This window comes from Nonomuraea sp. JJY05 (assembly GCF_043496855.1).
Classification (GTDB): Bacteria; Actinomycetota; Actinomycetes; order Streptosporangiales; family Streptosporangiaceae; genus Nonomuraea.
Genome location: NZ_JBIEIS010000020.1, coordinates 1 through 23281 on the forward strand (window position 1 = coordinate 1; position 23281 = coordinate 23281).

Below are 23281 nucleotides of genomic sequence, written 5' to 3' on the forward strand. Positions count from 1 at the left end.
GCGCTGTGCCGCGCGGCCGGGTTCGCGCCCACCGTCTACGAGGGCACCGTCGAGAGCACCCGCGCCGCCGCCGACCTCGTCCTCCAGCACCGCTGCGTGCACTGCGTCCCCTCCTCCTTCCGCTCCTCCAACCGGCCCGGCACCACCTGGCGGCCCCTGACCGAACCCGTCACGCACTACCCCTGGTCACTGCTGTGGCACGACGCCAACCCCTCCCCTCACATCGCCACCGTCATCGCCAGCGCCCGGCACCTCGCCCAACGGCTCGGCTGGCTGCAACCCGCCGAACCGGCGCCGTCCGCAGACGGTTCAGCGCTCATGCGCCAAGGGGATGAAACCGCCTGAGGCGGGGATGACCCGGCATGCCCAGAGCCTGCACGTCCCGGTGATCGGTCCTGGAGATGAATCCTTCACGGATCGCCTGATTCCGTACGGCACGCGTGGGTGTCGACTCAAGGCGAACGAGTTCGACCGTCGGCGCCGGCAACCGGTCGGCGGCCGACCCCCTGCTTCGACCGGTCCGGAAAACCGATCCCGCGCAGACATCGATGCACCGCGCTGCTGGGCGGCTTCGTGGCCACCGAGGTGTTCCACGTCTCCGGCATCCAGGGCTTCTTCAACCTGTCCACCTGGGTCTGCGCCATCGTCGGCGCGGGACTCCTGCTGCTCGCCTACAACCTGATCACCGGCCGGCGCACTGGCCGCCGAACCGGCCGCCGATGGTCCCGCCCAGCTCACGCTACTGCCGCGGCGGGGGTTGATGGGTGATGCCCATCGCCGCGGCCATCGCGGTCATCGGCCCCGATTGACAGTCAGGATCAGTCGGCGCGCCGATATCGGCGTGCCGCTGCAGGCCGTCAACCTTTGTCAACCCGCTGTCTTCGGCCCTCCTTGGAGGGGCGTGCGCGAAGGCGGCGACATCCGCAGGAGGCAGACATGTCCACGATGATCTGGCTGGCCGTCGCCGTGGCGGTGGTCCTGGCGCTGGCCGTCGGCTACGTCTTGCTGCGCCGGCGCCGGCAAGGCCTTCGCCGGCGCTTCGGTCCCGGACACGAACACGCCCTGAACGAACGAGAGGACCGCGGCGAGGCCGAGCAGGAGCTGCGCGCCAGGGAGAAACGCTTCGCCACCCTGGACATCACGCCGCTCACCCCCGCCTCCCGGCAGACCTACGCCCGGCAGTGGGCCACGCTGCAGGAGCGGTTCGTCGACGCGCCAGGTCCCGCCGTCACCGCGGCCGATGAGCTGGTCTCCACCGTCATGGCCGAGCGCGGATATCCCACCGAAGACTTCCGGCAGCAGCTGGCGGACCTGTCAGTGGTGCACGGCCGTACCCTGTACCCCTACCGCCAAGCCCACGAGATCAGCAGATGTGTCGCCCCGGGCGAGGCCTCCACCGAGGACCTGCGGCAGGCCATGGTGCACTATCGCGTCCTGTTCGAGGAACTCCTCGACGACGGCGACGAGCACCACCCTCAACCGGCCGCAGCCCGCGAGAAGGAACCAGCAGTCACCGACGACTCCCAGCAAAGGTGACTCGACATGGACCTCCGCCACGACCCCGCACAGCTTGATGAGCGCCTCGACGAATTCGCCGGCACACCGCCGCCGACGTCCAGGACCGGTGGCGCGATCTTCAGGCGGGCTTCGTCGACGACCCCCGCGATGCCGTGCAACGCGCCGACTCGCTCCTGGACGAGATGACGGCTTCGCTCCACCAGGCGCTGGAAAGCCGCATCCGTGAGCTGCAGGACCTCTGGAAGAACACCGGCCGCCACGACACCCACGACACCGAGCAGCTGAGACTGGCCTTGCGCTCCTACCGCGACGTCATGCACCGCCTGCTGCCACTCGCCGACGAGCAGGCGAGCCGGTAACTCTCGCCCACGCCGGCGGGGGAAACGCTGAGGCCGGCGGTCCTGCACCTCCCGCCGGCTTGGCAGCCCTTGTCCACCGGCCGACCACCGGCCGCCTGCAGCGCCTACCGCCGGACGGCCTTCCTCGGTCGTGGCCCTGCATCGTGCGGCAGCAGCCGCAAGGGGGCCAGTACTTACTGGCAGGACGAGAGAAGGGGGCAGTGATGCCTTTGACCTGTGACGTTGCCCGCTCGATCGTCATTCGGGAGACCCAAGCCTGCCCGGATCGCCTGGTCCACTGACGACTCATCTTCGGCGGCGTACCGTGACGTCGTGACGCGTGATGACGATCCCTATGCCTTTGTTCGATGTCTGGGTCTGGTGCATTTGATGGGGAGCGATCACGGTCGGTGATCTCGGCTCGGTTCAGCGGTGCCATCTTTCTGAGCCTGAATTCACGGCGTGAAATCTTGTGATCGTTTCTCGGTCCAATTCCTCGACGAGGACCGTTTCGGCAGGTAGAGGCCCTGTATTCGGGTGTGGGAGGCCCGCCGTGCGCGGGTCGCGGCCTGTCCGGGTGGTGCGGGTCGGGGGCTGGGCGGGCGCTCGGTGGCGCGTGGTGACCGTCGCGATCGTCGGTTGAGCGCGGTGACCTGGAGTTTCGGGCGGGTCAGGCCGCTCGGGCGGGTGGCGGGTCGTGGGTGGCGAGGAAGGCGTTGGTCCAGGCGCTCTGCCAGCGCCAGTGTTCGGGCAGGTGGAAGGTGAGGTGGCCGTTGCCGTCGGCGCGGCCGTGCCGGGACACGCGGGCGGGCACCGCGATCAGGTGGCGGCGCAGGGTGGCCCCGCGCGCCTTGGCGTGGAAAGCGCCGGCCAGGCAGCCGGTGGCGCGCAGCAGGTTGTGGGCGATACCCGCCAGGGCAAGCCAGGCTGCATTCGCGGTGAAGACGCCGGAGGGCATATGCGCAAGCGGACCGTTGATCAAATCCGCGTTGACCTGCTCCTGCACGGCGTGATCGCGATGCTGTTCCTCGGCCTGCGCCAGCGTATACGGGCTGTCGGTGAAGATCGGGTAGTAGCGGTAGGCCAGGAACAGCTCCTCCTGGCGGCGGTCGGCCTGCTCATTGAGGCGTCGGACGCGGCGCACGATCAGGCGGGCGGTGACCATCCTGCCCTTCTTGCTGGTGAACGCGGTGTAGGAGGTCTCGGCGACCTCGGCGTCCGATACCCAGCCACCGGCCTGCTCATCGAGGATCGCTTTCGGGTACTTGATCGGCGTCCACGCATCCTCTCTGATGGTGGCGATGGCGGCCTTGACCTTGGGATCCAGCTTGGCGGTGACCGAGAAACGCGTGTCGTGGTCGCGGCAGGCGGCGATCACCTGCGCGCTGTAGAACGCCGAGTCGCCGCGCATCAGCAGGGTGCCGGACGCACCCGCCGCCCGGGCCGTGGGGATCTGCTCACGCAGCAACGATGCCGCCCCGCGCGCCGAGCCCGCGCTGCCGCCGCGCAGGCGGGTGCCGCACACCACCGGCGCGGCCAACGGCGTGGACAATGTGCCCATCAGCACATTCAGGCCCCGGACCAGCACATTCTTGCCCTGGACCTTGGTGTGGCCGAAACCGCTGCCCTGCTTGGCATATCCGTAGGTGCGGCGCTGCATGGAATCGAGATCCAGGAAGGCCAGCACATCAGCCCCGGGCAGCAGCGGCGTGTGCCCGGCCAGCTCGACCAGCAGGTGCCGGGCCGTCTTGTCCAGTTGGCGGACGTTGCCCCAGGTGAACGCCCGCAGGAACGACCCAGCGTGGACGGTGCACGGATCCCGTCGAAGAGCTTGTCCATCCCACCGTGCCGCAACGCGTCCAGATCGTCGATGCTGTCCGCGCCACACAGCATCCCGGCCACGATTGAGCACGCCTTCGCCGCCGGGTTGACCCCGTCGGCGGCGGCGATCGCGACGTGCTCGCCGACCAGCCCGGCCAAATCGCAGCGTTCGGCCAGCCGCATCGCCGGAGCCAGCCCGCCGTACGCGATCACGTGCTCAGCATCGAAGATCGCATGTGTCTTGCTCGCGGCGTGGGAGAATCGCATTAACGAGGTGTCCTCTCGGACTGGCTGCTGGAAGCGTCAAGAACTCCCATCATCCCAGGTCGGAGGGCACCTCTCCCTATTTCGCGGGATTCGCATCAGATTCGGCTCCGTGGATCCAGGTGAGGGGTGGGCCCGCGTCTGCCGCTAATAGCCACGGGACCATCCGATAGTGCCGCTCTTGGTTGCGGAATGTGAAATCCAGGGATATGCCTCCTGGGCGCAGCTGACATAGGGGACCAGGCAGAACTTGCCCGTACGCTTAACATGGTAGGCAGACTGTCCGGCCCCGCCCCTGGTTTCCGTGGACTGGACACCTTTATAGGTCCATCCCAGTGCGAGTCCGGTCGCCCATCCGGATGATTCCGCATGTGTGACCTTGCTGCCGTTATAGCACCAGCGCACCTTCTGGTGGAACGTCCACAATTTCTGACCGAGGGAGTTCTTTCCGGAGATCGTGTTCTCTTGTGTCTTGCACTTGGACGGTGCCGGGATGCCCGTGGCGTTCGGGATATCCATGGTCGTTTCCCTGGTGGTGATGGTGGGCCCCACCTCGTATCCGGCGATGGCCGACTCTGACGGGATCTCGTCGGCGGCGGCGGGTCCCGCAAACAGTGCACCAACGCTGATTGCGGCGGCGAGGACGCTGAGCTGTCGTACTCCACGCATAAAGTTGCCCTATCTAGTGGGATTGGCGGGTTTGGCTAGTGCGGGGCCTGGCACGGCGAGCGTAAGTATTCCCGCTGCCAAGGCGACCGCCATTGCGATCTTCCTCATCCTGATTCCCCGAGGGGAAGATCTCGTGGAGCCATTCTTAGCAAGGGCCGGTATATTTCGAGTATGTCGCGGCCTTTACGCACCTCTTGAATGCGTAGAGCCTGTTGGCCGCTACTGTTCGTAGTGATACGGGTGTATGACGGTGGTATGCGATATGCGCAGAGGGCGGGTACACACCCGACGAGCAGGAACGCCGGGAGCTGTTGAGATCGCAAGAGATCTCGGCATGAACGAGCAATAGAGGACGCTCACGGGGCTTCCGGGGACAGCGGGGACAGCGTGTCCCCGCTACTGTTCCCGTTTCCGAACTGCATTTCCCCTGGTCAACCCCCATTCAGGGACAGCGGGGACAGCGGGGACAGCTTCCGGCGCTCAGCCGAGGTAATGGAAGGTCGGCTTGGGGTGCATCAGAAAGTCGTGGTGAGAGATGTTCCATGCGTAGGCGCCAGCCATGAGGAACTCGACCACATCGCCCGTCTTCAGGCTCACCGGCACGTGCTTCGCCATGGTGTCCTGCTGTTTGTCGTACAACCGCAGCCGATGGATCGTCCAGGAGCGGCCGGCGGCGAGTTCGGCGACCTGGCCGAGCCGGTCCCCTTTGGTCCGCGTGCGCCCGCGCCGCTTGCCTGTCGGGCTGGCTGGGAGTTCGTACAGGACGGCGTTGCGCGGGATGCGGCAGGTCCATGACACCGCTGTGGGCAGCTCACGCAGGGGTTTGCCGTGGTAGGCGGCCTCGGCGGCGACGTGGATGCGCCGGTCGGGAAAGACGCGGCCGCGTAGATGAGCGCGCTTGAGCGTTCGAAAGGAACGGCCGTGCCGTTGAGGAGCACCCTGGTGGCATCAGGTGCCGCGATCGCGATGGCCTTGGCCGGATCGGTGCTCGCGGTCAGCCCGCTGCCCTCGATGCGGACGGTGCCGTCCTGGCCGAAGGTCACGGCCAGGTCCTTGACCGCAGCCGGCGCCTTGACCAGGGTCGTGCCGCCGCGGACGACCGACGAGCCGTCGACCAGCACGATCGTGCCCGCGTCCGCGTAGAGCAGCTTGCCGTCGAAGGTGTAGGAACCGAACGTGCGCGACGCCTTCGTGGTCCAGGACTTGTAGTAGACCCCGGCACCGCCGTTCAGGCTCAGGGCCGTCGCGTCGTGCGACGGGGTGGTGCCGACGGGGAGGCGCGCCACCGTCACCGAGGTGTTCGCCGCGCCGCGAGAGGGCACCAGGAGCGTGTCGAACGTCGCCCGGCCAGCGACCTTCTTGACGTAGGTGGCGTACTTGGCGCTCTCCACCGAGTAACTCCTCGGCGAGTAGTAGCCGTCCCGCAGCGAGGACGTGAGCGTGTTCGGGTCGGCGGGCACGACGGTGATGTTCGCGCCCGTGCCGTAGGCCGTGGACACCGCTTTCGACGTGGAGTTCATGGCGGGCTTGGCGTCCGACGTGAAGTGCCAGTTCTGTTCGTAGCGGTGCGCCACGGTGTCCACGGGCTTCAGCCGGTCGGAGACCACCCACAGGCCGGCCGAGTGCAGCGACAGGACGGACCGCTCGTGGCGCGCGCCCTCTGAGGCCTCGGTGTTGGCACCGATGAGGTCGAAGACGGGGTTGGTGATCAGGTGCGAGATCCCGCCGACCGCCGTCACGGACGGGGACTGGGCCTTGTCGTCGATCTCGATCGTGTTGTGCGCCTCCGTGGTCTTCCGCAGCCACACCGCTCGGGGGTCGTTGCTGTAGGTGAACGTGGCCATGTCGGGCAGGAGCGGCCTGCCGTACGCATAAGCGCTGATCGCGAGCTCATCCGGGTGGCTGTGGTTGCCGCGGTCGGCGTTGATCCGAAGGAAGGAGTCGTTGGCGCTCCAGCCTGACCGGGAGATCGCCACCCGGGTGTCCGGGTAGAGCGCCGAGGTGTGCTGGGGTCGCTGCCCGGACGCTCCGGACGTGCCGACGTAGACGAGTTCCGGGTCATTGAGCGCCTTGCCCAGTCTCGCGAGCCCGTCTTTCAGATACTTGGGGTCACTGTCGCCGTAGGCCGTGCTGTATCCGTTCGGATAGGTCTGATCCATGAAGAAGCGGGCGAGCTTCTGCAGCTTGCCGGTGGCGGTGAACTCGATCCCGTTGCGCTCCATGAACGGGATCTCTTCCTCGTACTGGTAGAGGTAGCCCCTCAGGTAGCCGTCCGTCGCCTCCTTGTAGCCGCCGTCGGGGTAGGTCGAGTCGTTGAGCTGCGTCAAGAGGAAGTTGGCCGCGTTGGTCCGCCACTCCGGCGCCGCGCGGAACTCCGGGAAGTAGACGGCGGCGTGCAGCAGCGTGATCTTCTGTGACTGCATCTTGTTCGGGGTCTGGACGACGTTCGTCTCCAGGTGCAGCCCGGCCCGGTTCATCGTCTTGAGGATGGCGACGTTGGCCTCGGGAGTCAGCGACGGGCTCTTGCGCAGGATCTCGTAGGCGGCGATCCAGTTGTGCAGGCGGCGCGAGACGTGCAGGTTCTCCAGGTAGGAACCGGCTCCCTGATCGGAGTCGTAGGTGTCGGCGTCCTTGATGAAGTCGGTCATCAGGCCGATGAGCGTGCGGGCGTACTTCTCGTCGCCGGTCTTCTTGTACTCCAGGGCCAGCGGGCCGGCGAAGAAGAAGCGGGGCAGCTGGTAGAGGTACTCATTGTCGGCACCCGCCGGGAGCTTCCAGTCGAAGCCGCCCGGGTCGCCCTCCCAGGAGTAGGTGTTCTGGACGGTGTTGTTCCAGGTACGGGTGGCCTCGTCGAAGGTCTCCCCCGTGCCGAAGAGCATGAGGTCCTTCGCGGCGGGCGCCTGACCGGTCAGCGTCAGCTCCGCCTTCCGCACCGACAGGCCGCCAAGGTCGAACTGCAGGTAGGCCTTGCGCGTCTCGCTGGTGAACGGCCCCGCGCCCTGGTCGCTGACTTGCATGGAGTACTTGTCGCCGTACACGTTGCCGGGGTAGCCCGCCCAGATGTAGGTGTCGTGCGTGGGGGTGAGGGTCTTGACCGAGCCGTCGGCCAAGGTCAGGCGGAGGGTGGGCTTGCCCGACCCCTTGCTCCTGCTGTTGACGAGCGCGATGGTCGCATCCTTGTAGCGGCTCATCAGGAAAAATCCGGACTTACCCTGGGTGATGGTGCTCGTGACGTCCGCCGTGACCGTGTTCTCCCCGGGGCCGAAGGTCAGCGTCTTGACGTACACCTCTCCCGAGCCCAGCGTCCAGATGTGGCTGGCTGTCAGTTCGAGCGCGCCCGGCCAGGTCTCATGCGAGAAGGCGCCCGCCGCGATCGCCGGGCGGGCGCGGTAGTAGTCGAGCAGCTTCTGCTTGGCCAGCGTGTAGTCGCCCGCCTTGACCGCACTCTCCACGGGCGTCAAGCCTGCTAGCGCGTAGTTCAACCGCGGTCCGACGGCCCAGGCGCCATCGGTCCACCTGCCGAAGAAACCCGCATCCGACAGGGACGCCGCTGCGGCCGGAGGGCCCGGCACCAGGCACGCGGCGATAAAGATCAAGACAGCAAGCCGCCGCCAAAACGGAGTCATGCTCGCAAATTAAGGGTGCGCGGTATATCGCTGGTATGTCAGGCACAGGAGGCCAAGCGCTACGCCCACGCGGGCGGCAGATTCCAGATGATCAACTCGCGATCGACCAGGTGGCGCTGGACGACGTCGCGCAGCACCTCCCTCGCCGCAGTCTGCGCGGACGAGACCAGCTCCACGGCAGCTGCGGCAGCCGGGCTCCCGGTCGGTTGGCGGGACGATGCCCTTGTCCGGAGTAGAACCGGCGCGGATTGTCTGCACCGTCAGCCTCGCCATAGGGGCACGTTCCCGCCTGAGAAGGCCCAGGGCATAGCGGACCAGACCGCCGCCGAGATCAGGCGAGCACCGCGCTCAATGGGGCGAGCGGACCCGCGCCGAGATAGAGCCACTCCTGGTCACCTTCCTGATCGAGAACGCGCACACCCCTGGCAGCGTCCGCCTCGTCTCATGGACCTTGACAGCAGGCCCGCAACCTGCGCGTCTAGAAGACAATGTGATCGCCGCCAGTGTCCGAATCGCCTTGCGGCTTGGCCAGCGGCCCACTGCTCCCGAGCCCCGGTTCGTGCTGGGGCTGACAGACGAAGACCTAGCCGCGTGAGTTCAAGCTGAGCCCAAGGCCCGAAACAGGCGTGGCCGAGGTGGCCCTACACGTCAACCTCGCCGACCTCGTCGAGGTGATCCCGCTCCGCTAAGTGCCCAGCGGCTTCTTCGACGCCTTCCGTGCCGCCCATCGCCGCCGACGGCGCAGACTCCTCAGCCGCAATTCAGTGAAGATGGGCGCCCCACCTGACCCGCTTGGCGACCCGGATGGCGGCGTCGAGGTCGGCAGCCGCCCAAATCCGCCCGGAAGCTCCCTCGATCTCCATGCAGGCCCGCCCTATCTCGTAATCGTCTGCACGACCTGACCCGGGTCGCTGACGCCCCGCACACGTTCTCACATGGAGGAATCACCAGTGGATGCCTCGAGTAGCCCGGCACCCACGTCCTGCGTTCTTGATCCATCGGCCCCAGCGGGCACTCCGAGAGAACTGCAGCCGGAAGGCAACCCGCCATCCGGACCGCAGTTGTCCTGCGCCCATTGCCACGCCAACCGATGCAGATCCTGGACCCGCTCCTGAGCCGCCTTCAGCTGCCGCTCGTCGCCGTCCGTGACGCTATGCGCGCGCGCTTCTCCAGTTGGCGGACGTTGCCCCAGGTGAAGGAGCGCAGGAACGAGCCGAGCGTGGACGGTGCGCGGATGTCGCTGAAGAGTTTGTCCATGCCGCCGTGGCGCAGCACGTCCAGATCGTCGATGCTGTCGGCACCGCACGACATGCCCGCCACGATCGAGACGACCTTCGCGGGCGCGTTGACCCCGTCGGCGGCGGCGATGGCCACGTGCTCGCCGACGAGGGCGTCCAGGCCGCACCGCTCGGCCAGCCTCATCGCCGGGGCCAGCCCGCCGCACGCGACCATGTGCTCATCATTGAAGATCGCGTCGGTCTTGGCCGCGTCGTGGAAGAATCGCACTTACGAGGTGTCCTTCCGACTGGGCTACTGGAAGCGTAGAGAACTCCCATCATCCCAGGTCAAAGGGCACCTCGCCCTATTTCACAGTTCTTTTGTCAGATCCCCAACGGTGGATCCAGGCTGAGGAGGTCGTAGTTGGCGCGGCCGAACGTGAGCCGTTTCAAGAATTTGATCTTGCATACTTTGCCCTCGACAGCGCCTGAGCTGTAAGGGAGCGTGAGTCCGTTCAGGACGGCGGCGTGGTCGCGTTCGAGGCCGTTGGCGAAGGAGTGCAGGTGGGGCAGGTCGTCAGCCCGGACGGCGTCGATCCAGGCGTCGAGGCGGTGGCCTGGGCGTTCCGTCATCATCTCCGCGAAGGTCTTGATGTGGCCGTGTAAGGCGTCGAGATGCGGGCAGGCTGCCAGGACCTCCTTGAGTTTCAGCTGCTCATCTGGGTCGAGGTTGTCGGGGCGGCGGCGGATCCAGCTGGTGATGTGGCCGACCTTGGGCGGCGCGGGGACCGCGGGCGGCGCGGCTGAGCCCTTGAAGGGCGCGAGGTGGGCGTAGACGGTGGCGTAGCTGCCGCGGAAGCCGAGCGCGGTGATCTCCCGGTGCAGCTGCTGGATATTGGTGCACCCGGAATTCCAGCGTTCATGCAGGTGGGGCTTGTCATCGTCCAGCATGCTCGGCCATCCGGTCAGCGTGCCCGCCACCACCTCATCGACGCTTTCTGCGCGGGAGTACTTGCGGACAGTCATGGGCGCCAGGCGCAGCTCCCGCTGGATCGCGGCGTGGCTCTTGCCGTCGGCCTTTAGCGCCTGGACCTGCCAACTTGCTGGGCATCGGGCGCGCCCTGTCGGCCGCCCAGGGCGTAGGCGCCGGCCCGGTCCCGGCAGATCACCTCGACGCCAGGATGCGCGCGCAGCCACTCGGCCAGGGTGGCGGCCTCCCGGTCGGGCAGCACGTCGATGATGCGGTGGCCGGCCATGTCCACCAGGACACTCGCATACGAATGCCCGCGCCGTTCGGCCCAATCATCGACCCCGAGCACGGCGACCTGCCCGATCTCGGGATCGGGCAACGCCCTGACCAGCCGGATCAGCGTGAACCGGGAGACGATCGCGCCCAGCGCACCGGCCAGCCGGGACCCCGCGCGGCCGGCCAGGGCCAGTGCGACCCGCTCCAGCAGACCCCGCAGCCCTGCCGTGCGGCGCTGCCGTGCGGCGCTGCTGCTTGGCGGTCAGCCCGGGGACCTGCTCGGCGAACGTCGCCACCAAGCACGCCGGGTTGCCGCAGATGAACCGGCGGACCTCAAACTCGACCTGAACCGGTCTCCCGCCGCAGGCCAAGTCCTGCAGACGACGCCGATACCGGTCATGCACCCGAGCCGACGCTGTCCCACAGCCGCGGCAAGCCACCAACTCCGCGCCCGTACGGGCCGCGATCCTCAGGCGGTCACCCAGATCCTCCACCTGGTCAAGGACCAGGCCCCTCAAGTGCGGGAACAGCATGTACAGCAGACCGACTTCCCTGCCGATGAGCTCGTGCAGCACAATGGCACCCCTACGGCCGTTCTTCATGATCAGATCTTGGCGATCCAGATCGTGACAGAGCGGCCGTTCTCACGCGTTACGCGATCGCTACCACCCTCCATGCAGCCCCGGCCTCACTCGCGTCTGGAAGTCGCACTCCGTAACCGCTCCCCAGCAAATGCACCAGACCCCGATGTCTGGCGTGATTCTTGTGGCGCTATCTGTCATGTTCGGCGAGCGCGGCGTACGCGGTTGACTGGGAGATCCGCTGCTTCGGTCACCGACGTGCCGTCGTCAACCGCGGCCGGACCATGCTTGGGCATCGGTGAGAGGTTCGCCGAGGACACCGTCCGGCCGGCCAATGTCAGGGCGTGTCGGGGCCCGCCGCTACAGGTACTGGCCCGCCTCGGCGCTGGCTGTCTTCGACACACGCGCCGACACCACGTTGGCGAGGTTGACGACCACGCCGTTCACGTCGGTCTCACGGCCGTATCTCGCCCGCATCAACACCAGGCTGCGCCGCTCGTCCATGGCACGAGCGATCGCCGCCACCGCCTCCGGCTCCCCGTCGAAGTCCCCGCTCATCACGGAGACGTCTTCTCCGCTCATCAGATGGAATCGAATGATCAATGCGACATTCTCAGGCACGGCCGGCTCCTTTCGCCAGAATCCGAAAGAGACCCCTGCCCAGCGTCGAACGCTGTAGGCGGCTGCCCTCCACATCCGCCTACTGCGGCGCGGACGCGGTGCCCTCCAATCAAGCTGGGATACGGGAGTGGCAATCGCGTAACCCGCTAAACCGGTTTGCTGCTCTGGTCAGTGGTCGGTGATGAGGGCGTCCAGGGCGGCTTCCTTGTCGGCTTCGGTGGGCAGGGCGTAGCGGCGGGTGGTGTCCAACGAGCTGTGGCCGAGGAGTTCGGCGACCAGGATGGGGTCTGTGCCGTCGCGGATGAGCTGGGTGGCGAAGGTGTGGCGCAGGACGTGCGGGCTGAAGGGCTCGGCGGGGTCGTCACCCAGGCCGACGGCATCGCCGAGGCCGGTGATGATGTCGCGGGCGGCGCGGTCGCTGAGGCGGCCGCCGCGATGGTTGAGGAACAGCGCGGCGTGGGTGTCGGCCCCCTTCCAATCGGCGCGAGTTGTCAGCCAGTCGGTCAGGGCCTGGCGCAGGTCGGGGTGGATGGGCAGCAGGCGGATCTTGCCGCCGTCGCGGCCTTTGCCGCGGATGCGGAGTTCGCCCTTGCGGGCTGAGAGGCGTACGTCGGCGAGGTCCAGGCCGACGACTTCGGAGATGCGCAGGCCGGCGTAGTAGGGCAGCAGGGCGATGGCCTTGTCGCGTGGGGTGGCGGTGAGCTGGACGTGGCGGATGTAGCGGCGGGTGCGCCGGGTGTCCAGGGAACGGGGGGCGGTGCGGCGGGTGTCGCGTTCGCGGCGGGCCTGGGGTATGCCGAGGCCGTGGCGGGTGTAGAAGTCGTCGATGGCCGACAGGTAGCCGTCGATGGTGTTGGGGGCGCGGCGGCCGTTTTTGAGGTGGCGCCGGAAGTCGCGTACCGCGACGGTGGCGGCGATGGGGTCGGTGAGCGGGTCGCCGTCCAGGGCGCCGGCGCCGGCGTCGGCCTGGACGGCCAGCCAGGCCAGGTAGCCGCGCAGCCGGGAGGCGTACTTGGCCTTGGTGGAGTCGGCCAGCGGGGCGCGCTCGAGTGCGGCGGTGTAGTCGGCCAGGACGGCAGTGTGGTGGGCGGGGAGCGGGACGGCCCGCGACCGGCCCGTGTTTCCGGAAGCTGCTCCGGCCGGTTGCGTGATCCCTGAGGATGTGTTTCCGGAAGTCACCCACCCAGTCTACTTCCGGAATTTCAGAATTCCGGAAGTACGAGGTAGAGTGAAGACACCGAGGTCTTTTCGAGCGTTGGCAGCCAGGTCGGCGTCGCCCCCGGCGAACCACCACCGGCCCCTTTCGGAAGGGGCCCGGACAGGTCAGGCGACCATGACGCCGACACTTCTTTCCCAACGCACACCGCTCAGTCCCGTCTCATCGGCGATCCCTCAGGTCGATTCCGCGCCACGGCTCAGTCTCCACCCGGTGCTGGACCGGCGAGCCGTGGTGGACGGGGCCTGGTGGCCTTACTCCCGCGACGCGGCCGCCGAGCTGCCCGGTCTCATCGCCGCCGTCGACCAGCGGCTGGGCCGGACCACGCTGCGGATAAGCGTGTACCGGGACGCCTGGCAGCGCATCCCACGCCGCATCCCGGCACGGGGGCGGCAGGTCCGCATCGGCTGGTTCCGCCACGCCGACCCGCGCGTGATCACTCTCATCTTCGCCGCCGGCGAGCCGGTCGTCCTGCTGGTCATCCCGCCGGACACCGCGGCAGGTCCTGCTGAGGCCACGCTCAAGCTCACCGCCCAGGACACCACGGGCTTGAGCATCGACGGCATCCTCACCGTCGCGCGCTTGCCGCCCGACCCCGCTCCGCCTCTGCGCGGGACGGCCGCCGACGGCACGGCCCGCTGGGAGAACGAGGGCGGGTCGGTCACCGGACAGGAGCGGCAGGAGCCGCCCTCCACCAGACGGCCGTCAGCGTCGGCGTGACCCGCGTGTCGTCTGCCGGCCGGATCGAACGGTTCCGGGACCGCCTGTTCTGGCGGCAAACCGGCTTTCCGGTCGGCAGGCATCTCAGCTCATTTCAGCTTCTCCAAAGGAGACTTCCATGACCGTCATCGACACTGCGCCACTCGGCGTGGCCAACCCATCAAGTCCGACCACCGTTCATCTGTCCGGCGAGATCGACATCTTCACCAGCGCAGCGCTTCGCCGGCAGCTGCTGAACACGCTGCACTACAGCACGAGCCTGCTCATCCTCGACCTGTCGCAGGTGTCCTTCTGTGACGCCGGCGGCTTGGCCGTCCTGGTCGGCATCCAGCGCCGCGCCCGGTCGATGGGCATCACCTTGGCGCTGACCGCGCCCCGCCCGTTCATGTCCCGGCTGCTACACGTCACCGGCCTGGACCGCGGCCTGCCGATGGTGGTGTGACCGGGGTGCGCGCCCAGGCCCCGGCTGCGGCATACGACGGGCGATCTCCGTTCCCGCACGCCCAGCAGCGCCTCAGCGTCCATGCCGGGCAGGTGGCACTGACGGCCGCGATCGTCATCGCGCCGTTCATCGCGCTGGGCGCCGGAATCTGGCTGGCGTGGGGAAGCGGGATCACCCTCACCGACCTGCTGCTGGCCGTCGCCTTCTACGTCGTGACCGGGCTGGGGGTGACGGTCGGCTTCCACCGGCTGCTGACCCACCGCTCCTTCACCGCCCGCCCATGGCTACGCGTCGTCCTGGCCGTGGCCGGGTCGATGAGCTTCCAGGGCAACTTGATCGACTGGGTGGCCGTCCACCGCCGCCACCACGCCTTCACCGACCGGCCGGGCGACCCGCACTCCCCCTACCGCTACGGCATCGGTCTTGGCGGGCAGCTGCGCGGCCTGGCCCACGCCCACCTGGGCTGGCTGTTTTCCAGCGAGCCCACCTCCGCCGCACGGTATGCCCCCGACCTGCTGCGCAACGACCCGGCCATGCTGCGGATCTCGCGCGCCTTCCCCGCCTTGTGCGCCGCCTCCCTGCTCCTGCCGTTCGCGGCGGGCTGGGCGATCAGCGGCAGCCTCTACGGTGGGCTGACCGCGTTCATCTGGGCCGGCCTGGTCCGCGTCGCCCTGCTGCAGCACGTGACCTGGAGCGTCAACTCCCTGTGCCACGTGATCGGTGAGCGGCCGCACCAAACCCGCCGCCACGACCGCTCCACCGACCTGTGGCCGCTGGCCCTGCTGTCCTTCGGGGAAAGCTGGCACAACGGCCACCACAGCCAGCCCAACTGCGCCCGGCACGGCCGCAGCGGCCGCCAGATCGACCCCTCAGCCGCGCTCATCAGCCTGTTCGAACGCCTGAACTGGGCCACCAACGTGCACTGGCAACCCCCCGACATCCTCGGCCACCAACGCACGGTGGCCGGCAAACACACGCTGCACACCAGCACCCACCACCCCGGCGGCACCGGGAGACGCCAGCCCTGGTCAGCACGCCTGAGAGAAGCTCGGACAGCACGGGAAGAAGATCCATGGTGAGGGGAAGGGTCTCCAGGGAGGCACCATGGTGACTCGTGAGGGTGAGCAGATGCTGGGCGGCCTGCTGGGCGCCAGCCAGTTGTCCGCGATGGAGGATCGGAGGCCGCCGCCTTGCCGACCTCGATCAGGCCACCACGGACACGCTCGGTGAGCACCTCAAGTTCCGGCGAGGAGCCGAGCACCTTGATGCCCTGCTGCAGCAGGCCACCGCCCTCCTCCGACTTGAGCCGCCTGGCCGTCCTGGCCATGGCCAGACCAGACCAGCCGCCCACCGCAGCTTGCGGCGGTCGAGGTAAATAGCCCACTGTGATGGCCAGCGCCATCAGCAGTCCGTCCTTCATGGTGGTGCTCCTTCCTGGCGCGCCACTGGGGCACCTGCCCATCCGGCGGCGTGATCCGGAATCACATAATCCGGAACCACCAGGTTTGGGAGGCGTCACAGGAGTGGACATCTGTTTTTCATGGGGCAGGTAACTGCCGTGCGGCCTCTCGCCTAAAAGGAAGCATGAAGCACACCTAGCGAAAATTGGACAACTCGACGCCGACTGCCCCTCTCCCCACGGGAATCGGCCAACACGATCCGGCTCGATTCGCCCGCTCACGTCGACTCGATGGGTCGGCGCCTATCACGGCCTAGCGGCACGGACACCCGAAGAAGTCGCTTTGGCAAGTCGAGGCAGGCCCGTGACGCAACTTAACCCTGACCTCCATACTTCCCTGGATCAAAAGGGGTACTAAGGGATGGAAGGCGCCGAAAACCGATAAGGCCGTCAGAAAAGGTCAAAGTGGGGGATTCATATGACGGAGACCAATGCGCCATCGGCCCAGGGCGTGCCAGTCCAGCGAGAGGGTGCCCCCGCCCAGGCGGCCGCGGGCCGTACGGGAGGCTCCAGCCTGGTGACCGACCAGGGCCGCACCACCATCGCGGGGGACGTCGTCGCGAAGATCGCGGGCGTGGCCGCCCGGGAGATCTCCGGGGTCCACGACTTCGGCACCGGCCCGGCCCGCGCGTTCGGCGCGTTCAAGGGCAGACTTGGCGCCGAGGACGGCGTCACCCGCGGCATCGCCGTCGAGGTCGGCGAGCGCCAGGCAGCCGTGGACATCGACCTGGTCGTCGACTACGGCGTGGCCATTCCGGGCCTCGCGGCAGCGGTCCGAGACAACGTGATCACAGCCGTCGGGCAGATGTGCGGGCTTGAGGTGACCGAGGTGAACGTCGCGGTGGACGACGTCTACCTGCCGAGCCAGGACGAGTCCGCGGGCGCCAGGGAAGGGGCGCGGGTCCAATGACCAGGGGGAGGGGCCGTACGGCCCCCAGGTTCGATCCGGTGGCTCCGGCGAACCCGGGGGTCACGCGGCCCCGGACCGCTCCGGACGCAAGGCGGATCGCCGAGGTGGTGGTCTCGTGTCCCGGCGTCGCCGCGCTCACCCGCGGCCCGTTCGGGACGGTTGCCACGTACCTTCCCGGCGAATCCGTGCCGGGGGTGTGCCTGCGCGATGAGGAGGTCGAGATTCATGTGGCCGTCCGGTACGGCAGGCCGATACCCGAGATCGTGGCCGAGGTCCGCGAAGCTGTAGGCCCGCTGTCCGGCGACAGGCGTGTGGACGTGACGGTCGACGACGTCACCGACACCGAAGAAGCAGGAAGGTAAGATCATCGTGAACCAGTTCCCTGTTTGGTCCATCGTCGGACTCGCGTTCGGCACGATCCTCGGAATCGTGGGCGCCTTCGGCGGCCTCAACGCCTTCCTCATCGTGCTCGTCCTCGGGGTTGTCGGCTTCTTCGTCGGGCTCATCCTCGAAGGCGGCGTCGAGATGCCCACGCTTCGGGCAAGGCGGCAGTGACCGCCACGGCCGGCCACGGCGCCACCACGGTCTCGGAGCGCGCGTTCGTGAAGATCGCTACAGAGGTGGCCGCCGACGACGACCGGCTCGCGGAAAGGCCACGAGTGGCGGCGTCCGTCAGCGGAGCCGTCGCCGCCGTGCGGCTCACCATCGCCGTCCGCTACCCGGCACCAGTGCGTCAGGTCGCGGCGGAGGCGCGCGAGCGGCTCATGAGCCGGGTGCGCGACCTGACCGGCATCACCGTTGAGAACGTCGACGTCGACATCGTCCGGCTCGTGCCAGAACCGAGGAGCGGCTATGACGACTCTCCACGCGGGGGCTGAATCCCCCGAACCCCGGCAAAGCACCGGGGAGACCCCTGAACCGCCTTCCCGCGGGTCCGTGCGCGGGATGGGCGCGGCGCGCTTCTTGCGCTCCAAGCGGAAGGTGCCTGCGGCGATCGCCGCGCTCGTCCTGTTCGCTACCGGACTGCTGATTGCGGTGGAAACGATCTCGGCGCTGTTCGGCCGCCCGGCACGGATCGTGCCGTACGACCGGGTGGCGGACTGGGCCCGTGCCTCAACCTGGCAGGACAACGCGGTCATGGCGTGTGCCGGGGCCATAGGGATCGTGGGGATGTTGCTCATCCTGATCGGGACAGTCTCCGGGCGACCTCGGCTGGTGCCGCTGCGCAGCAGCGACCCCAACATGATCATCAGCATGCCGCGGCGCATGCTGGCCCGGGTGCTCGGCACGGTCGCGGCCCAGGTAGATGGTGTGCGCCAGGCACGGGCGAAGGTACGCGGGCGGCGGGTGACCGTACGCGCGGGCACCGACCTGCGCGACACGGCCGCACTGCGCGAGCGCGTACGGGACGCCGTGGAGGACGAGCTGGCCAAGCTCGCGCCGGTCGGCCGCTACACGGTCAAGACCAAGGTGAGAGGTGCGCCATGAAACGAGGTAGGGCCTTCGGCCGGGGCATCGCGTGGGGCAACCGAACCGGCCTGACGCTGCTCGGCCTGATCCTTTTCGCGGCGGGCGGCGCCGCCCTGGCGCGCGGCCTGGGCGTCTTTGGTGCGAACGCGGCCCGGGTGCCCCTGCTGCCCGGTCCCGTCTCCACCTTCGCCCGCTCCACCTCGTGGTTCTGGCCGGCCGTCGCCGCCGGGGGCGTCGTGGTGGGCGTTATCGGGCTGGGCTGGCTGCTCGCTCAGTTCCGACTCGACCGGCTGGGTCGCATGCGCCTGGAGTCCGGCCCGTCCGGGGTCACCGAGATCGGCGGCAGGCAGGCCAGCGAAGCCCTGGCCGGTCAGGTGAGTGCCTACGAGGGCGTGCGGCGCGCGCGGGCCTCGCTGCGTGGGAAGCCGGGCGCGCCCGCCCTTGACCTGCGGGTGACCTCGCAAGATCCGGCGCATCCGGACGCCCTGATCACCCGGTTGCACGACGAGGCACTCCCCGACCTGCGGACCGCGTTGGGCCTGGAACGCCTGCCCGTCCTGGTACGGCTCCGCTTCGACCCGGGCGGGCGGACCCGCGAGGTCCACTGAAACGGTGCGGAGCCGTACGGCTGGGCTGTTTATGGCCCAGTGGCCGGGATCCGCCGCCGCTCACCGCCGGGTCGAACTTTCCGTTACTTATCCCGAACCGCGCGCCCTGCCGCAGCCCCCGGAAGGGCCTTCCCCCCGCGGAGGTGGACACGCGTTGGGCGTGTCATGCGGGCAGGATGATCTCGCCGGGCAGCAGCAACTCGCCGCCGCCCAGCATGGTCCGGCCGCTGGAGGTGCGCTCCTCCGCTGAGCAGGTCCAGCAGGATCAGGGGGGCGCGGGGCTTGGGTCCCGTGCCGGGGGACGATCTCGATGGAGGCGATGCGTGACCAGGTGAACTGGATCCGGCGCAAGCCGCGGACGAGGCCGACGCCCTCGGCCGAGATGCGCAGGCGGCGGGGCATGACCAGCTCGGACAGGAACATCCACAGGGCATGAAGGGCGAACAGGAACGCGACGACGATCAAACCGAACAGCACATATGCGAGGACCCCAGCAGAGCCTTCCCACCGTTGGCCAGGAAGTCGCGGACCTGGTCGGCGGCACTCTGGCGCGATGAGGTGAACCAGGGCTGTGCAATGAACCAGATCGCGAATGCGACGCGCAACGCCAGGCCCCAGACAAGCCAGCTGCCCCTGCCCTTGCGCGCGACTGTACCGGCCTTGATCCGGAGGACGAAGGTATCGGCGGGCGGACGGGAGATGTACGGGGGCGGTATCCGAGCCCGGACCAGTCGTCGGTTGAGCAGGTGTTCGGTTCTCAGGGAGGGACGTCGGATGGGAATGGGGAGCCGGATCCCGCCGGAAAGTGACCTCTGGCGGGTCATCCGTCACCGTGGTCGACGCATCGCCTTGATGAGGGGATCGAGCGGCACACGGGCGAATCCGACGCGGGTGTCGCTCGCCCCGTAGGGGAGCCACACGGCGCCATCGTGGAGCAGGCCGCCGCAGGAGTACACGACGTTGGGCACGTAGCCTTCGCGTTCGGCGCCGTCGGCGGTGAGGAGCGGGCCTGGGAGTTCGGCGATGACACGGTGTGGTTGATGGGAGTCGAGCAGCAGGGCGCCGATGGCGTAGTCGCGCACGGGGCCGACCCCGTGGGTCAGGACGAGCCAGCCGAAGCTGGTCTCGATGGGGGATCCGCAGTTGCCCACCTGGATGAGTTCCCAGTCCCGGCACGGTGTGTGCAGGGGTACCGGCCGTTGCCATCTGTTGTGCCGGTCGAGCGTCGTGAGACCGATGGTCTCGCCGTCGGAACGGCACAGCGCCAGACTGCGTCCGCCGACCGGTCTCGGGAACAGGGCCATGCCCTTGTTGACGGCGGCGGGGCCGCGCATGGGAGTGATCTCGAAATGGCGCAGGTCGTCGCTGGTGATCAGGTGCGAGCGGATGTGCTGCCCGTCGTAGGCGGTGTAGGTGGCCCGGTACGACGGCCTGCCGCCCTCGTCGACGATTCGCACGAATCGCGCGTCCTCCATGCCGTTGCACTCGGCCGGGGTCGCCGGCCAGAGGACTCGCCGGTGAAGAGGGAGATCGGTGGGGAAAGCCACGGCGTACTCGGAGCGCGTCGCGCGGCGCATCTCTTCCAGGGTTTGCTGCGTGGTGGTACGGGTGAGCAGATCGGCGGGGAGCTGGGCGATCGCGTATTCGAAGCCGTCGTCTTCGAAACGTTCCGGCAGCAATCGCAGCATGCTGGCCGTCACTTCGTTGTCCCAGGCGTTGTCGGAGAGCCCGGCGGCGAGCAGGTCGCGCCGATGGTGGGCCGGGTGCCGGCGTCCGACGGACAATGTTCCCGAGCGGTCGGCGATGGCCAGCTCGGAGCCGGGCCCGAGCAGTACCGTGGCGAAACCGATGGATGACAGGTGTCCCTCGCCGATCTGCCGCAGGCTGATCGCCGTGCGGAGCTGTCCGGGGCGCAGACCGGACTGGTCGGGGTGCGGAACCATCGAGGGATTGCACACCGCCGCGGCCTCCACGGCGTACTCGTGACTGAAGTAGGCACCCACGAGGAGCTGGGCCGGCAGGGACAGGTCGACGTCGCGGGGGACGCGATGGCGGACCAGGTCGTGGTGATGGGCGAACGTCGCTTCGAGGTCATGGTGCCGGCCGCCGAAGCGCTGCAGCGTCCGCTGGAGCATTCCGGTCGTCTGGTCGTGGTCGAGGAGCATGATGCGGTCGATCAGCGCGGCGGCCCGGGTGCGGGTGAGCGCGGCGTCCTCGCCGGGCACGAAGAGCTTGATGATCACTCTTCGCGGGTCGGGAGAGAGCGTCGGGCCGAGCCGGGTGGTCAGATCCTCGCTGGTCATGAGAGCCACCTGGCATGCTGCATGGTGGAGATCAGCGCGATGGCCGACTCCGCGCCCTGGTTGAGGTTCGGACCGTGCTCGGTCAGGCCGTCGTATCCTCCGCCGGTCGCCGGGTCCCACATCGGAACGCCGACGTCGTTGGCCCCCTGGAACCACGCCACCGACCGGCGTACCTTCTCCTGCCACGCGGGGTCGGCGGTCACGAGTCCGGCAGTGGCGCAGGCGTCGGCGAGCGCGGCCACCTCGATCGGCTGCTGGTCGTAGCGGGACCGCGGCGCGTCCTGCCGCCAGCCGGCGACGGGCACGACCGATAGCCGGTCGTGCCTCGTCTGGATGTCACACAGCCACGCGAGCATGCGCAGGCCGCTGCTGAGCAGCTGCCGATCACCGCTCAGGTCTCCGGCCGCGATGATCACTTCGGCGAGGGCGGCGTTGGCGTACGTCAGAGACGGCTGTGGCCACGGCCAGGAGGGGTTCTCGGAGGGCGCGCCGATCGCCTCCACGGCGTCCATCAGCAGGGCGGCGGCCGCGGTGCTGTCCGGGCTGGCGCGTAGGACCTCCGCCGCGCCAAGCCCGGCGAAGGCCATGGCGCGCGGATGGGGGGAGCGCTGTTCGGCCCCGAGAGTGAAGGCGTGCAGAGCCTCCTTCCGGATCCACGGAGCGGAGTTGCGGGCCGCCGCGGTGCCCAGACCCCACATCGCCCGGCCCCACCAGTCGCCGACGCCCGGCCCGTCACGCCACCGCCGGTCGAAGGAGAGCCGGTTGCGGAAGGCACCGGAACGATCCTGAGCGTTGGTGAGGAAGGCCAGGTAGCACTCGACCAGCCGGATCAGCCGGTGGGCGCGGACCGGTTCCCGGCTGGCGATGACCAGCCCGCGGGCGACGTCGTCGGTGCAGTAACCGTGATGGCGCAGGGCGACGGCGCCCCGGGCATGCTCGAACAGGCCGGTGCCGTCGCTCAGCCGCAGCAGGTGCTTGAAACCGGGAGCGGTGGCGCTCACGGCAGCATCGCGGTCGTCGCGGTCGGCCGCTTCGCGCGGAGAGACCGGACGAGGCTCTCGTATCGGGCTGCGACCGCGGGCCACAGCAGGGTCGGGATCAGGGCGCGGGTACGTACGGTGAGATCGTCGGCCAGCCCGGGTCGCGTGAGGACACGGCGTACGGCGGAGGCGAGAGCGGCGGGGTCGCCGTGGGGAACCAGCAGTCCTGGACCGCCCGTGAGCAGCTCCACAGCGTGCGGGAAGGTGGTGGCGACGACCGGCACGCCCGCGGCCACGGCCTCGATGAGGACACCGGACGTGACCTGCTCCGCCGAGTCATAAGGCAACACGACGACGTCCGCCGAGCGGATCAGCCGGCTCAGCGAGTCCTGATCCCGGTAGACGGGGTCGTGGCGTACGGCCGTGGACATCCCGAGCCGAGCGGCGAGCTCATGCAGGCCTTCGCGGTAGGCCTCGCCCTGGAGCTCCAGCACCTTGGGGTGGGTCTTTCCGGCGATCGTGTAGGTCGGTGACGGGTCGAGACCGCCCAGGAGCGCGAGCGCGCGCAACGCCCACTCGATGCCTTTGCCGGGTCCGAGCAGTCCCCAGGTGAGCAGGTGCGGACGGGAACGACGCCGAGCCGGGACCCGCAGGTGGTCGGCGGCTCCGTGCGGTATGACGAAGACCTTGCCGGCGTCCACCTGGTAGCCGGCCGTCAACCGGTCACGAGCGGTGCAGGTCATGGTCACGATCGCGCCGGCGGTGGCCCCGATCTCCTCGAGCAGGGCTTTCTGCCGGGGAGTGGGCGCGGCCAGGACGGTGTGCAGGACCACGACGCTCGGTACGGCGAGGCAACGCAGCAGCGGCAGGACGTCCTGGCCGTCCGCACCGGGGTAGATGCCGTACTCGTGCTGCACGATGGCCACGTCGAAGTCCTCGAGAGCGGCGCCTGCGGCCCGCCAGCCGCCGGGGCTGCTGGGAGTCCAGGTGTGGACGACCCCCGGCTGCGGCCGTTCGTCGTCGCCTTCCGCGGTGACACGGACGATCCCGCCGAAGAGGCCATCCCCGGTGAGATGGGCGGCCAGGGCGGAGTTGAAGGTCGCGAGCCCGCACTGGGTGGGTGGGTGAGTGCTGAGAAAGCCGTATGTGAGGGCCAACTGCCATGCCTTTCGGTCATCCGGCCGCACTGGAATGGATGCCGATGCGGCTCGCTCGGTGAAGACGGCTACCCCGTCTGCCTGTGCGGTGGAACCCGGAGCCTTCACCGGGGGC

At 68.5% G+C, this 23281-nt stretch carries 24 protein-coding genes and 2 pseudogenes; 13 read left to right on the forward strand and 13 right to left on the reverse strand.

Annotation, left to right across the window (positions count from 1 at the left end):
• The 4 genes and pseudogenes from ACFKCF_RS29680 to ACFKCF_RS29695 form a co-directional block, all read left to right on the forward strand.
• Positions 1 to 345, forward strand: a pseudogene (locus ACFKCF_RS29680) (hypothetical protein); the annotation flags it as partial.
• 228 nt (positions 346 to 573) lie between these two features.
• Positions 574 to 768: a hypothetical protein gene (locus ACFKCF_RS29685; protein ID WP_394498558.1), complete on the forward strand. Its 195-nt coding sequence runs from the start codon at positions 574 to 576 to the stop codon at positions 766 to 768.
• Positions 769 to 936: 168 nt separating this feature from the next.
• On the forward strand, positions 937 to 1536 hold the full coding sequence (locus ACFKCF_RS29690) for a hypothetical protein (protein ID WP_394498559.1): 600 nt from the start codon (positions 937 to 939) through the stop codon (positions 1534 to 1536).
• A gap of 164 nt (positions 1537 to 1700) precedes the next feature.
• A complete protein-coding gene (locus ACFKCF_RS29695) occupies positions 1701 to 1877 on the forward strand; it encodes a hypothetical protein (RefSeq protein WP_394498560.1) in 177 nt (58 codons plus the stop codon).
• A gap of 649 nt (positions 1878 to 2526) precedes the next feature.
• On the opposite strand, the pseudogene ACFKCF_RS29700 reads toward ACFKCF_RS29695, so the two are convergent.
• The 10 genes and pseudogenes from ACFKCF_RS29700 to ACFKCF_RS29745 form a co-directional block, all read right to left on the reverse strand.
• Positions 2527 to 3944 (reverse strand): annotated as a pseudogene (locus ACFKCF_RS29700) (IS1380 family transposase).
• A gap of 144 nt (positions 3945 to 4088) precedes the next feature.
• Positions 4089 to 4610, reverse strand: a complete 522-nt coding sequence (locus tag ACFKCF_RS29705; RefSeq protein ID WP_394498561.1) for a hypothetical protein — start codon at positions 4608 to 4610, stop codon at positions 4089 to 4091.
• A gap of 480 nt (positions 4611 to 5090) precedes the next feature.
• Positions 5091 to 5225 carry a hypothetical protein gene (locus tag ACFKCF_RS29710; protein WP_394498562.1) on the reverse strand — a complete coding sequence of 45 codons (135 nt, stop codon included), beginning with the start codon at positions 5223 to 5225 and terminating at the stop codon, positions 5091 to 5093.
• Positions 5204 to 8062, reverse strand: coding sequence for a heparinase II/III family protein (locus ACFKCF_RS29715; protein WP_394498563.1), 2859 nt, complete (start codon positions 8060 to 8062; stop codon positions 5204 to 5206). Before ACFKCF_RS29715 ends, ACFKCF_RS29710 begins: the two co-directional genes overlap by 22 nt.
• A gap of 1296 nt (positions 8063 to 9358) precedes the next feature.
• Positions 9359 to 9742, reverse strand: a complete 384-nt coding sequence (locus tag ACFKCF_RS29720) for a hypothetical protein (protein WP_394498564.1) — start codon at positions 9740 to 9742, stop codon at positions 9359 to 9361.
• A 95-nt stretch (positions 9743 to 9837) separates the two neighbouring features.
• Complete coding sequence (locus ACFKCF_RS29725) at positions 9838 to 10434, reverse strand: transposase (RefSeq protein WP_394498565.1); 597 nt, start codon at positions 10432 to 10434, stop codon at positions 9838 to 9840.
• Between the two features lie 98 nt (positions 10435 to 10532).
• A complete protein-coding gene (locus ACFKCF_RS29730) occupies positions 10533 to 10802 on the reverse strand; it encodes a transposase (RefSeq protein WP_394498566.1) in 270 nt (89 codons plus the stop codon).
• Positions 10756 to 11301, reverse strand: a complete 546-nt coding sequence (locus ACFKCF_RS29735; RefSeq protein WP_394498567.1) for a transposase family protein — start codon at positions 11299 to 11301, stop codon at positions 10756 to 10758. Before ACFKCF_RS29735 ends, ACFKCF_RS29730 begins: the two co-directional genes overlap by 47 nt.
• A gap of 339 nt (positions 11302 to 11640) precedes the next feature.
• Positions 11641 to 11862 (reverse strand): hypothetical protein, encoded by a 222-nt coding sequence (locus ACFKCF_RS29740; protein WP_394498568.1) that lies wholly within the window; start codon positions 11860 to 11862, stop codon positions 11641 to 11643.
• Between the two features lie 207 nt (positions 11863 to 12069).
• Positions 12070 to 13080, reverse strand: coding sequence for a tyrosine-type recombinase/integrase (locus ACFKCF_RS29745; RefSeq protein ID WP_394498569.1), 1011 nt, complete (start codon positions 13078 to 13080; stop codon positions 12070 to 12072).
• Positions 13081 to 13234: 154 nt separating this feature from the next.
• Between ACFKCF_RS29745 and ACFKCF_RS29750 the strand changes: the two genes are divergently transcribed.
• From ACFKCF_RS29750 to ACFKCF_RS29790, 9 genes are all read left to right on the forward strand, one after another.
• Positions 13235 to 13837, forward strand: coding sequence for a DUF5994 family protein (locus ACFKCF_RS29750; RefSeq protein WP_394498570.1), 603 nt, complete (start codon positions 13235 to 13237; stop codon positions 13835 to 13837).
• 118 nt (positions 13838 to 13955) lie between these two features.
• A complete protein-coding gene (locus tag ACFKCF_RS29755) occupies positions 13956 to 14279 on the forward strand; it encodes an STAS domain-containing protein (RefSeq protein WP_394498571.1) in 324 nt (107 codons plus the stop codon).
• Complete coding sequence (locus ACFKCF_RS29760) at positions 14276 to 15358, forward strand: acyl-CoA desaturase (protein ID WP_394498572.1); 1083 nt, start codon at positions 14276 to 14278, stop codon at positions 15356 to 15358. Before ACFKCF_RS29755 ends, ACFKCF_RS29760 begins: the two co-directional genes overlap by 4 nt.
• A gap of 798 nt (positions 15359 to 16156) precedes the next feature.
• Positions 16157 to 16648 (forward strand): Asp23/Gls24 family envelope stress response protein, encoded by a 492-nt coding sequence (locus tag ACFKCF_RS29765; protein ID WP_394498573.1) that lies wholly within the window; start codon positions 16157 to 16159, stop codon positions 16646 to 16648.
• Positions 16645 to 17010 carry a hypothetical protein gene (locus ACFKCF_RS29770; RefSeq protein WP_394498574.1) on the forward strand — a complete coding sequence of 122 codons (366 nt, stop codon included), beginning with the start codon at positions 16645 to 16647 and terminating at the stop codon, positions 17008 to 17010. Before ACFKCF_RS29765 ends, ACFKCF_RS29770 begins: the two co-directional genes overlap by 4 nt.
• 7 nt (positions 17011 to 17017) lie before the next feature.
• The gene (locus ACFKCF_RS29775; RefSeq protein ID WP_319708779.1) at positions 17018 to 17203 is read left to right on the forward strand and encodes a hypothetical protein; all 186 of its coding nucleotides are present in this window, start codon (positions 17018 to 17020) and stop codon (positions 17201 to 17203) included.
• Complete coding sequence (locus ACFKCF_RS29780) at positions 17200 to 17526, forward strand: Asp23/Gls24 family envelope stress response protein (RefSeq protein ID WP_394498575.1); 327 nt, start codon at positions 17200 to 17202, stop codon at positions 17524 to 17526. The genes ACFKCF_RS29775 and ACFKCF_RS29780 overlap by 4 nt, the downstream gene beginning before the upstream one ends.
• Positions 17527 to 17629: 103 nt before the next feature.
• Entirely contained in the window at positions 17630 to 18136 is a 507-nt protein-coding gene (locus tag ACFKCF_RS29785) for a DUF6286 domain-containing protein (RefSeq protein ID WP_394498576.1), read from the forward strand.
• Positions 18133 to 18726: an alkaline shock response membrane anchor protein AmaP gene (locus tag ACFKCF_RS29790; RefSeq protein ID WP_394498577.1), complete on the forward strand. Its 594-nt coding sequence runs from the start codon at positions 18133 to 18135 to the stop codon at positions 18724 to 18726. The genes ACFKCF_RS29785 and ACFKCF_RS29790 overlap by 4 nt, the downstream gene beginning before the upstream one ends.
• An 827-nt stretch (positions 18727 to 19553) precedes the next feature.
• Here ACFKCF_RS29790 and ACFKCF_RS29795 read toward each other — a convergent pair.
• The 3 genes from ACFKCF_RS29795 to ACFKCF_RS29805 are packed head-to-tail and all read right to left on the reverse strand — an operon-like array spanning position 19554 to position 23166.
• On the reverse strand, positions 19554 to 21029 hold the full coding sequence (locus ACFKCF_RS29795) for a glycoside hydrolase family 130 protein (protein WP_394498578.1): 1476 nt from the start codon (positions 21027 to 21029) through the stop codon (positions 19554 to 19556).
• Positions 21026 to 22030 carry a glycosyltransferase gene (locus ACFKCF_RS29800; RefSeq protein ID WP_394498579.1) on the reverse strand — a complete coding sequence of 335 codons (1005 nt, stop codon included), beginning with the start codon at positions 22028 to 22030 and terminating at the stop codon, positions 21026 to 21028. Before ACFKCF_RS29800 ends, ACFKCF_RS29795 begins: the two co-directional genes overlap by 4 nt.
• Positions 22027 to 23166, reverse strand: coding sequence for a glycosyltransferase (locus ACFKCF_RS29805; protein ID WP_394498580.1), 1140 nt, complete (start codon positions 23164 to 23166; stop codon positions 22027 to 22029). Before ACFKCF_RS29805 ends, ACFKCF_RS29800 begins: the two co-directional genes overlap by 4 nt.
• Positions 23167 to 23281 lie beyond the last annotated feature (115 nt).

What these genes read in the sequence shown, in the direction of transcription:
- ACFKCF_RS29795 (WP_394498578.1), bottom strand. Translation starts at nt 21,029, where the DNA reads ATGACCAGCGAGGATCTGACCACCCGGCTCGGCCCGACGCTCTCTCCC.
- ACFKCF_RS29755 (WP_394498571.1), top strand. Translation starts at nt 13,956, where the DNA reads ATGACCGTCATCGACACTGCGCCACTCGGCGTGGCCAACCCATCAAGT.
- ACFKCF_RS29705 (WP_394498561.1), bottom strand. Translation starts at nt 4,610, where the DNA reads ATGCGTGGAGTACGACAGCTCAGCGTCCTCGCCGCCGCAATCAGCGTT.
- ACFKCF_RS29790 (WP_394498577.1), top strand. Translation starts at nt 18,133, where the DNA reads ATGAAACGAGGTAGGGCCTTCGGCCGGGGCATCGCGTGGGGCAACCGA.
- ACFKCF_RS29735 (WP_394498567.1), bottom strand. Translation starts at nt 11,301, where the DNA reads ATGAAGAACGGCCGTAGGGGTGCCATTGTGCTGCACGAGCTCATCGGC.
- ACFKCF_RS29765 (WP_394498573.1), top strand. Translation starts at nt 16,157, where the DNA reads ATGACGGAGACCAATGCGCCATCGGCCCAGGGCGTGCCAGTCCAGCGA.
- ACFKCF_RS29750 (WP_394498570.1), top strand. Translation starts at nt 13,235, where the DNA reads ATGACGCCGACACTTCTTTCCCAACGCACACCGCTCAGTCCCGTCTCA.
- ACFKCF_RS29695 (WP_394498560.1), top strand. Translation starts at nt 1,701, where the DNA reads ATGACGGCTTCGCTCCACCAGGCGCTGGAAAGCCGCATCCGTGAGCTG.
- ACFKCF_RS29740 (WP_394498568.1), bottom strand. Translation starts at nt 11,862, where the DNA reads ATGAGCGGAGAAGACGTCTCCGTGATGAGCGGGGACTTCGACGGGGAG.
- ACFKCF_RS29770 (WP_394498574.1), top strand. Translation starts at nt 16,645, where the DNA reads ATGACCAGGGGGAGGGGCCGTACGGCCCCCAGGTTCGATCCGGTGGCT.
- ACFKCF_RS29690 (WP_394498559.1), top strand. Translation starts at nt 937, where the DNA reads ATGTCCACGATGATCTGGCTGGCCGTCGCCGTGGCGGTGGTCCTGGCG.
- ACFKCF_RS29710 (WP_394498562.1), bottom strand. Translation starts at nt 5,225, where the DNA reads ATGGCGAAGCACGTGCCGGTGAGCCTGAAGACGGGCGATGTGGTCGAG.